Genomic DNA, 5,839 nt, shown 5'->3' with positions numbered 1-5,839 from the left:
ACTCACCATTAACTATGCAAAAAAGGGGTGTCGATATGCGTCTTGTGAAAAAGCTTCTCCCGCTGGCTCTTGTCGCAGCGTTCAGCAGCACCAGCCAGGCCGCGCAGACGGTCAGCGTCTATAACTGGACCGACTATATCGGCGAGACCACCTTGGCCGATTTCCAGGCCAAGACCGGGATCAAGGTGATCTACGACGTGTTCGACTCCAACGAAACCCTGGAAGGCAAGTTGCTCGCCGGGCGCACCGGCTACGACGTGGTGGTGCCGTCCAACCACTTCCTGGCGCGCCAGGTAAAAGCCGGCGCGTTCTTGAAACTGGACCGTTCGCAGCTGCCGAACTTCAAGAACCTCGACCCCAAACTGCTCAAGCTGCTGGAGAAAAACGACCCGGGCAACGCGCACTCGGTGCCGTACCTGTGGGGCACCAATGGCATCGGCTATAACGTCGACAAGGTCAAGCAAGTGCTGGGCATCGACCATATCGATTCGTGGGCGGTGCTGTTCGAACCGGAGAACATCAAGAAGCTGCACGAGTGCGGCGTCGCCTTCCTGGATTCGGCGGATGAGCTGTTCCCGGCCATCCTCAACTACATGGGCAAGGACCCGCGCAGCGAAAACCCCGAGGACTACAAACAGGCGGAAGCCAAGCTGCTGACGCTGCGGCCGTACATCACTTATTTCCATTCCTCCAAGTACATTTCGGACCTGGCCAACGGTGATATCTGCGTGGCCTTCGGTTATTCCGGCGACGTGTTCCAGGCCGCCAACCGCGCCAAGGAAGCCAAGAATGGCGTGAATATCGCGTACTCGATTCCCAAGGAAGGCTCCAACCTGTGGTTCGACCTGCTGGCGATCCCCGCCGACGCCAGTAACCCGAAAGAGGCCCACGCCTTTATCAACTACTTGCTCGACCCTGAGGTAATCGCCAAGGTCAGCGCCTCGGTGGGCTATGCCAACGCCAACCCGGCGGCCAAGCCGTTCATGGCGCCGGAACTGGTGAACAACCCTGAGGTGTACCCGTCCCAGGAAGTGCTCGACAAACTCTACATTTCCACCACGCCGACACCGGCGACCATGCGCCTGATGACCCGCGCCTGGAGCAAAGTGAAGACCAACAAATGATTCAGTCCCAAGACCACGCGCGGTCCTATTACCGGGCCTCGGCCAATGCCATGCCTGCGCGCCCGTCACTGGGCGCCGACTTGACAGCCGATGTGTGCGTGATCGGCGGCGGGTTCACCGGCGTCAACACTGCCATCGAGTTGGCCCAGCGCGGCCTCTCGGTGATTCTGCTGGAGGCCCGGCGCATCGGCTGGGGCGCCAGCGGGCGCAACGGCGGGCAGTTGATTCGCGGGATCGGCCACGACGTGTCGGGCTTCAGTAAGTATGTGGGTGAGGAGGGCGTGCGTTACCTGGAGCGCGCCGGGATCGAGTCGGTGGCGCTGGTGGGCGAGCGCATTCGCGAGCACGCCATCGACTGCGACCTGCGCTGGGGCTTTTGCGAATTGGCCAACACGCCGGCCCAGTTCGCGGCGTTCAAGGGCGAGCAGCAGAGCCTGGCGGCCATGGGGTATGCCCATGAAACCCGGCTGGTCGGCCCGCAGGATATGCAGCACGTCGTCGGCTCGACGGTTTACGCCGGCGGCTTGGTGGACATGGGCTCCGGGCACCTGCACCCGCTGAACCTGGTGCTGGGTGAAGCGCAGGTCGCCGAGACCCTGGGCGTGCGGATCTTTGAACAAACCGAAGTGCTCGAACTGATCCACGGCGACAGCGTGCAAGTGCGTTGCGCCGGGGGCACAGTGCGTGCCGCCAACCTGGTGCTGGCCTGCAATGCGCACCTCGAAGAGTTGGAGCCACGCCTGAGCGGCAAGGTGCTGCCGGCGGGCAGTTACATCATCGCCACCGAGCCGTTGTCGGTGGCGCTGGCGGGTGAGTTGATCCCGCAAAACCTGGCGTTGTGTGACCAGAAAGTCGGCCTGGATTACTACCGGCTTTCTGCTGACCGCCGCCTGTTGTTCGGCGGCGCCTGCCATTATTCGGGACGCGATCCGGCGGATATCGCCGCCTACATGCAACCCAAGCTGCTCAAGGTGTTCCCGCAGTTGGCGAACACCGCGATCGAGTTCCAGTGGGGCGGCAAAATCGGCATCACCGCCAACCGCTTTCCCCAGGTCGGGCGGCTCAAGCACTGCCCGAATGTGTTCTACGCCCAGGGCTATTCCGGTCATGGGCTGAACGTGACCCATTGGTGCGCAAAGCTGCTGGCCGAAGGCATTCACCTGGGGCAAAGCCGTGGCCTGGATATTTTCAGCCAGGTGCCGCACATGACCTTCCCGGGCGGCAAGGCGTTGCGCTCGCCACTGCTGGCGCTGGGGATGCTGTGGTATCGCCTGCGGGAGCTGCTCTAACCGACGTACCTCAATCCAAAGGTGGGAGCGGGCTTGCCCGCGATAGCGGTGTATCAGTCACTGAAAAGGCGACTGATGCACCGTAATCGCGGGCAAGCCCGCTCCCACATTTTTTTGATCTTTGTCAGGCTTCCGGTTCGGTGAGCACTTTGCGGAAGGTTTCGACCAATGGCCGCAGGTTGACCCGGTGCCATGCCGCCCACAACGGGGTGGTGTAGGTCATCCACGGCAGCTCACGCAACACCACGCCGGGCGGCGCGTTGCGGCTCAGGCCTTTTTGCACCATGGCCACGCCCAGTCCCGATGCGACCAGGCCCAGGGCGGTAAACGGCTCGCTGGCTTCCATGGGGATCTGCGGGGTAAAGCCGGCGCGAATGCACGCGGCAACAAAGTCATCGGCAGGGTTTGCGCCGGGTTTACGCTGCACGCCAATCCACTCCTGGTCGGCCAGATGCTCGGGCAACAGCTCGCTTTGACGCGCCAAGGGATGATGCTCGGGCAGGGCCAACAGCATCGGGTCGTCCAGCACTTGCAACGCGGTCAGGTCCGGGTCATCGGCGGCCGGCGGTTCGCTGACCAGCGCGATGTCCAGGCTGCGTTGGCGCAGGCCTTCGAGTTGTTCAAGGGACGCCAGGTTATACAGTTTGATATGCACGGTGGGGCGGTCGTCACGCAGCACGCGCAGGGCATTGGGCAGCACGCCGGCGTGCATGGCGTTCTCGATATAGCCGATGCACAGCCCGCCTTCTTCGCCCCGGCCGAGGCGCTTGCCGAGGGATTCCAGGCGGTTGGCGTGGGTCAGCAACGCCTTGGTTTCAGCGAGGAAGGTTTGGCCGTCGCGGGTCAGGCGGATGCGCTGCTGGCTGCGTTCGAACAGGGTCAGGCCCAGCCGCTCTTCGAGCTGGGCGATTTGCCGGCTCAGGGGCGATTGGGAAATGTGCAGCCGTTCGGCCGCGCGGCCGACGTGTTCTTCTTCGGCGACGACTTCAAAGTAGCGCAGTTGGCGTAGATCGATCATGTCAGACCTGCTGGGACTCAAGTTGGTCGTAGTATGTCTTGGACGGTCCGACCTGCGCAATCTAATCTCTGCTCAACGGTTACAACAACCTTTGAGGATCCAACCATGAGCTTGAAAGACAAACTGCACGGCCCACTCGGCTTCGGCACCGCCCCCCTGGGCAACATGTTCCGCGCCATTCCTGAAGAAGAAGCCCAGGCCACCGTTGAGGCTGCCTGGAACCAGGGCGTGCGTTACTTCGACACCGCGCCGTTCTACGGTTCGGGCCTCTCGGAAATTCGCTTGGGCCAGGCCCTGTCGCAGTACAACCGCGATGACTTTGTGCTCAGCACCAAGGTCGGCCGGGTGATCCTCGACGAAGTCGAAGAAAGCGCCCGTGACCTCGGCGAAAAAAGCGGCGTATTCGAACACGGCCGCCCCAACAAGATGCTCAACGACTACAGCGCCGACGCCACCTTGCGCTCCATTGAAGACAGCCTGGAACGCTTGCAAACCGATCGCCTGGACATCGTCTGGATTCACGACATTGCCCAGGACTTCTACGGCGACCAGTGGCTCGACTACTTCAACCAGGCGCGCACCGGTGCCTTCAAAGTGCTGACCCGCCTGCGTGAAGAAGGCGTGATCAAGGCCTGGGGCCTGGGCGTGAACCGCGTTGAACCCTGCGAGCTGACGCTGGACCTGACCGAAGCCCAGCCCGACGGCTTCCTGCTGGCCGGCCGCTACACGCTGCTGGACCACGACCGCGCCCTGCAACGCTTGATGGACGCCGCCCTGGCGCAAAACGTCGAGATCGTTGTCGGCGGCCCTTACAGCTCGGGCATTTTGGCCGGCGGTGCACACTTCGAATACCAGAAAGCCAGCCCGGCGATCATCCACAAGGTTGAGCAGATCAAGGCGATTGCCCAGGCGTTCGGCGTCAGCGTGAAAGCCGCCGCCCTGCAGTTTTCCCTGGCACATCCGGCCGTGGCCGCGGTCATTCCGGGTGCCAGTCGTCCGGGGCGGATTGCCGAAGACGTTGCGGCGTTGTCAGAGAATATTCCGGCAGCCTTCTGGCAGGCCCTGCGCGACGCCCGATTGATTTCGGACCGTGCACCACTGCCGCTTTAATTTCAGGAGTTCACCGTATGAAAATTGATGTAAGCGGCAAAGTAGCCATCGTCAGCGGCAGCACCGCCGGTATCGGCCTGGGCATCAGCCAGGCCCTGGCGCAATCCGGCGCCACCGTGGTGGTGATCGGGCGTGAAGCGGGCAAAGTGGATGAGGCCTTGGCGAGCATTCGCCAGGCAGTTCCCGGTGCTGAACTGCGCGGGCTGGTGGCGGACCTCGGCACGGCGCAAGGCGCTGAAAAGCTCTTCGCCGCCGAACCGCGCGCCGACATCCTGGTCAACAACCTGGGCATCTTCAACGATGTGGATTTCTTCGAAGCGCCCGACAGTGAGTGGACGCGCTTCTACGAGGTCAATGTGATCTCCGGCGTGCGTCTGGCGCGGCACTATGTGCCGGGCATGGTTGAGCAGGGCTGGGGGCGGGTGATCTTCCTGTCGTCGGAATCCGGCGTGGCGACGCCGGCGGACATGATCAACTACGGCGTGACCAAGAGCGCCAACCTGGCGGTGTCCCACGGCCTGGCCAAGCGGTTGGCGGGCACCGGTGTGACGGTCAATGCCGTACTGCCGGGGCCGACCTTTACCGACGGCCTGGAGCAGATGCTCAAGGACGCCACGGCTAAATCCGGGCGCAGCGCGCGGGACGAGGCGGACGTGTTTGTACGCAATGCGCGGCCTACGTCGATCATCCAGCGCGCGGCAAATGTGGATGAAGTGGCGAACCTGGTGGCGTACATTGCTTCACCCTTGTCTTCTGCAACCACGGGCGCCGCGTTGCGGGTCGACGGTGGTGTTGTCGACAGCATGGCGATCTGAAATCTTTTTCATTTTCTGGAGTAATTATTGTGGCGACAGCTTCTTCTGTAATTGAAATTCCGGTTCCGGCCGACCAAGTCTGGCAATTGATCGGCGGCTTCAACAGCCTGCCGGACTGGCTGCCGTTTATCGCCAAGAGCGAACCAAGCGACGGCGGGCGTGTGCGTCACCTGCAGACGGCGGATGGCGGTGTGGTGGTCGAGCGCTTGCAGACCTTCGATAACGTGGCGCGCACTTACAGCTACACCATCGAACAGTCGCCGTTTCCGGTGAGTGCTTACCTGGCGACGTTGCAGGTTGAGGCGTTGACCGATTCGTCGGCGAAAGTCACCTGGTCCGGCGTGTTTACCCCGGCAGCCGGGACCACGGACGCGGCGGTGGAAGAGTTGTTCACCGGCGTCTACAGCGGTGGGCTTGAGGCGCTGCGCGCCAACTTCTAATAGGTACAGCTGACCTGATGTGGGAGCTGGCTTGCCTGCGATG

Annotated in this window: 6 protein-coding genes; 5 read left to right on the top strand and 1 reads right to left on the bottom strand. The window is 62.5% G+C overall.

All coding sequences use genetic code 11. The features are described from left to right. Positions 1–35 precede the first annotated feature (35 nt). The gene (locus tag WBB95_RS25040) at positions 36–1,124 is read left to right on the top strand and encodes a polyamine ABC transporter substrate-binding protein (protein WP_424490011.1); all 1,089 of its coding nucleotides are present in this window, start codon (positions 36–38) and stop codon (positions 1,122–1,124) included. Next, positions 1,121–2,413: an NAD(P)/FAD-dependent oxidoreductase gene (locus tag WBB95_RS25035; protein ID WP_424490010.1), complete on the top strand. Its 1,293-nt coding sequence runs from the start codon at positions 1,121–1,123 to the stop codon at positions 2,411–2,413. Before WBB95_RS25040 ends, WBB95_RS25035 begins: the two co-directional genes overlap by 4 nt. A gap of 124 nt (positions 2,414–2,537) precedes the next feature. Here WBB95_RS25035 and WBB95_RS25030 read toward each other — a convergent pair whose 3' ends face one another. Then, on the bottom strand, positions 2,538–3,431 hold the full coding sequence (locus WBB95_RS25030) for a LysR substrate-binding domain-containing protein (RefSeq protein ID WP_424490009.1): 894 nt from the start codon (positions 3,429–3,431) through the stop codon (positions 2,538–2,540). A gap of 105 nt (positions 3,432–3,536) precedes the next feature. Here WBB95_RS25030 and WBB95_RS25025 point away from each other — a divergent pair, with 105 nt between their 5' ends. Genes WBB95_RS25025 through WBB95_RS25015 form a run of 3 tightly spaced genes read left to right on the top strand, consistent with a single transcriptional unit; the run spans position 3,537 to position 5,796 of the window. Further along, positions 3,537–4,541, top strand: coding sequence for an aldo/keto reductase (locus tag WBB95_RS25025; protein WP_424490008.1), 1,005 nt, complete (start codon positions 3,537–3,539; stop codon positions 4,539–4,541). A 17-nt stretch (positions 4,542–4,558) separates the two neighbouring features. After that, positions 4,559–5,356, top strand: a complete 798-nt coding sequence (locus WBB95_RS25020; RefSeq protein ID WP_424490007.1) for an SDR family NAD(P)-dependent oxidoreductase — start codon at positions 4,559–4,561, stop codon at positions 5,354–5,356. 29 nt (positions 5,357–5,385) lie between these two features. After that, positions 5,386–5,796 carry an SRPBCC family protein gene (locus tag WBB95_RS25015; protein ID WP_424490006.1) on the top strand — a complete coding sequence of 137 codons (411 nt, stop codon included), beginning with the start codon at positions 5,386–5,388 and terminating at the stop codon, positions 5,794–5,796. The last annotated feature ends 43 nt before the right edge of the window (positions 5,797–5,839 follow it).

Origin of the sequence: Pseudomonas sp., assembly GCF_049645325.1 — a bacterium.
In the GTDB taxonomy this organism is placed as follows: domain Bacteria; phylum Pseudomonadota; class Gammaproteobacteria; order Pseudomonadales; family Pseudomonadaceae; genus Aquipseudomonas.
Note: the sequence above shows the minus strand (reverse complement) of the source record. Positions and strands in the feature narration are given on the sequence as shown.